General features: G+C 36.5%; 4 protein-coding genes. All 4 read right to left on the bottom strand.

All coding sequences use genetic code 11. The features are described 5' to 3' along the window. A partial coding sequence (gene ilvD, locus PHD84_10615) for a dihydroxy-acid dehydratase (protein ID MDD5638247.1) occupies positions 1–1,598 on the bottom strand: 1,598 nt, incomplete at its 3' end. Between the two features lie 206 nt (positions 1,599–1,804). After that, the gene (locus PHD84_10610) at positions 1,805–2,227 is read right to left on the bottom strand and encodes a DUF456 domain-containing protein (GenBank protein ID MDD5638246.1); all 423 of its coding nucleotides are present in this window, start codon (positions 2,225–2,227) and stop codon (positions 1,805–1,807) included. 137 nt (positions 2,228–2,364) lie between these two features. Beyond that, on the bottom strand, positions 2,365–3,321 hold the full coding sequence (locus PHD84_10605; protein MDD5638245.1) for an isocitrate/isopropylmalate family dehydrogenase: 957 nt from the start codon (positions 3,319–3,321) through the stop codon (positions 2,365–2,367). Between the two features lie 28 nt (positions 3,322–3,349). Continuing rightward, entirely contained in the window at positions 3,350–3,874 is a 525-nt protein-coding gene (leuD, locus tag PHD84_10600; protein MDD5638244.1) for a 3-isopropylmalate dehydratase small subunit, read from the bottom strand. Positions 3,875–3,914: the final 40 nt, after the last annotated feature.

The following is a 3,914-nucleotide window of genomic DNA, read 5'->3' as shown; positions in this document are numbered from 1 at the left end:
GGGATATTTCTTTCTGGTAAAGACCATTTTGCTTCCCGTCTTCTTAATTCCTCTTCTGATAAATTCACCGATAGTTCTCGTCCAGAAATATCTATTTTTATAATATCTCCATCCTCAATCATACCAATGGGACCTTTTTCTGCTGCTTCAGGTGAAATATGCCCAATAGCTGCACCACGGGTAGCACCTGAAAAACGACCATCAGTAAGTAAGGCAACATCATTATCCAATCCCATTCCACAAAGGGCAGAAGTTGGTGCTAACATTTCCCTCATTCCGGGACCACCTTTTGGTCCTTCAAAACGAATAACTACTACATCACCCTTCTTTATCTTACCTTCTATTATTGCCTGATAAGCTTCTTCTTCTGAATTAAATACCCTTGCTCTTCCTTCAAAAACATACATACTCTTATTTACTGCTGAAACCTTTATCACTCCCCCATCCGGAGCTAAATTTCCATAAAGCACTGCTATGCCGCTTTCCTTGCTATATGGTTCATTGAATTTTTTAATAACCTCAGTATTCTTTATCTGAGCGTGAGCAAAATTTTGCCCAATAGGTTTTCCGCTTACAGTCATTTCTTCGGTATGAATAAGGTTTTCCTCAGCTAGTTCTTTTAACACCGCTTGAATGCCTCCCGCAAAATACAAATCAGTAACATGGAAATGACTGGAGGGGGAGATCTTAGTTAAAACGGGAATAATACGACTTAATCGGTCAAAAGTCTTCAATTCCAGTTTAATGCCAGCTTCATGGGCAATAGCCAGTAGATGTAATACGGTATTGGTGGAACCGGCCATAGCCATATCAAGAGTAATGGCATTTTCAAAGGCATTAGCAGTCATTATATCTCTGGGTTTAATCTGATTACTAACCAGATTTATTATTGCCATCCCTGCCCTTTTGGCTAATTGCTTTCTTTCGCCATAGCCCACTGGAATGGTTCCATTACCGGGCAGAGCCATGCCCAGAGCTTCTGATAGGCAATTCATAGAATTAGCGGTAAACAATCCGGCACAGCTACCGGCACCGGGGCAGGCACACTGTTCCAATTTAAGTAATTCCTCTGGAGACATTTTTTGTTGCTTATACTGCCCTACAGCTTCAAAAACAGTATTTAAGTCAACATCCCTGTTGGAATATTGCCCTGGAAGCATAGGGCCACCGCTGATATAAATGGATGGTATATTTAGACGTCCGGCTGCCATTAACATACCAGGCACTATTTTATCACAATTTGCCACCAGTACCAGACCATCAAAATGATGGGCCATGGCAACTGCTTCAATGGAATCAGCTATAAGCTCTCTACTGGCTAGGGGATACTTCATGCCATCATGATTCATGGCAATGCCGTCACAAATTCCAATGACCGGAAATTCAACTGGTGTTCCACCTGTTGCTGCAATACCCATCTTTACCGCCTGTGTAATTTCATTTAATTGAATATGACCTGGTATAATCTCATTAAAGGAATTTACAACCCCGATTATTGGTTTTTCTAAATCCTCCGGGGTATAGCCCATAGCATAAAATAGAGAGCGATGAGGAGCACGACTTGCTCCTTTAGTTACCATATCACTCTTCTTTTCCATATTTTTACCCTTCCTATCTTTTTTCTCTTTCTAATAAATTTTGCATGTTAACTTTCAATATTTCTATATTTTAATTATATTATCAATATCTTTATTACAGCGATAGATTTTTTATATTATTATAAGAAAAATTTTAAAGATAAATATTAACCAATCACCATTTGATGCATCTATTAAATTTCAAATAATATAGAAACTTAAGATTTCTAAAAAAGGTGCCAGAGATAATAGAAGGTCATTACTAATGCCAACACTATCTTAACCGCTATTGAGGTAAGGCTTCCCAAAAAGGTAGCCATTCCTGCCTTGAACGCCTGGTACTGGTCTTTTCCGGCTATTAGTTCCCCTACAAATGCACCAATCAAGAGACCGAAAAAAATGCCTAATGGTGGGAAAAATATAATACCTAACAGCATTCCGACAACTGCACCTGCTATACCGGTACGTGATGCACCGAATCTTTTGGCTCCTAACAGGGGAAGAATATAATCCAGCATAGTAACCAATAATGTTAAAATGCCGAATGTTACCAGAATACTAAGACTAAGTGTTTCTTCTCCTTTAATGATATAAAGCAAAATCAAGGAAATATAGTTCAATACAATACCAGGTAAAGCTGGTATCACCACACCAATAATTCAAATAATATTTAATATAATTCCGTTAATGATCAGCATAATTATTAACCTTTTACACTTCTATTATTTTGACAATTGCTTAATTATTTCCCTACCAACGACTTTTGTAGAACTATTGCCCCCCATGTCTATGGTCTTAATTTTTCTTCCTGAAGGACTTTTTCAACTGCCTGTTCAATAGATAAGGCTATCTCTATTTCACCCAAATGCTCCATCATCATTGCTCCCGCAATAATAGTTCCAATTGGATTAGCAATATACTTATTCTTCAAATCAGGTGCAGAGCCATGAATGGGTTCGAACATAGACACTCCTTGTGGATTAATATTTGCTCCTGCCGCCATACCAATACCTCCCTGTATAGTTGCCCCTAAATCGGTAATAATATCTCCAAACATATTAGGAGATACAATGACTTCAAATCTTTCCGGTTGACTAACAAAGAACATAGTCATTGCATCAATAAAATAGTAATCTGTTTTAAGATCAGGATAATTAACAACAGTATCTTTAAAAACATCTCTCCAAAGCTGATACATATCTGGAAGTACATTAGCCTTATCTACAGTAGACACATTGGATAAATTCTTCTTTCGAGCAAAATCAAAAGCATATTTTATTATTCTTTCTGAACCTTTTCTGGCTAATAAGCCTAATTGGCAACCAACCTCTTCCTGTTCAGTAACCTGAAAATCAAACTGAATATCCATCTGGTATAAATCCCTGCTTAAAAAACGCTTTTTTTGATGCCGACTATTATTAAAGCGTCCTCCGATATCTATATAGAAATCTTCTGTATTTTCTCTGATAACATAAAAACTAATATCATGATAATCTTTATATCTTAAGGGGCTTGGGATACCTGAATATAATTTAACCGGCCTAAGATTAATATATTGGTCAAAATCAAATCTTATTTTTAACAATATTTCTGTTTCCTGTATCTCAGGCTTGACCTTAGGATCTCCAATTGACCCAAGATAAATAGCATCCATATCCCTTATCTCAGTTAGTGCGCTTTCTGGTAATAATACATCCTTTTTCAAGTAATACTCTGCACCAAAAGGATGTTTGTGCCAATTAATTTTTACTTCATGAGATTGGCAAGCAAATTCAACAACTTTTATATCTTCCTCTATTTTTTCTCCTTTTTATTTCATTCTTGGTGTATTCGACTAATCCTCCTGCCGTAATTATTTCTTGAATAAAAGCAGGCATAGAATTTATATTAAATTCTATTTTTCTGGTTATATTTTTTATAACACCCTGTTCAAGGAGAACCTCTAAAATCTCCCCCTGTTCAGAATTATCAAATACTTCAGCCGAATCAAATATAGGCAACCCAATGTTGATAGCATTTCGATAAAAAATGCGAGCAAATGATTTGGCAATAACATAAAAAATACCAGCTGTTTTAATAGCTAGCGGTGCATGCTCCCTGGAACTGCCACAACCAAAATTTTCACCCGCCACAATTATATCACCCTTCTTCATCTCATTCACAAAATCCCGATCATAATCTTCCATACAATGTGACGCTAGTTCTAATGAATCAGAAGTATTTAAATATCTTGCGGGAATAATAACATCTGTATCAATATTGTCTCCAAATTTCCAAATATTACCCTTTATAATCATATTATAAAACCTCCTCGGGACTTGAAATTTTCCCAGTAAT

The organism is Atribacterota bacterium, assembly GCA_028717805.1.
GTDB lineage: Bacteria > Atribacterota > Phoenicimicrobiia > Phoenicimicrobiales > Stramentimicrobiaceae > Stramentimicrobium.
The sequence above is the reverse complement of the archived record's forward strand: the minus strand, read 5'-3'. Positions and strand labels throughout refer to the sequence as shown.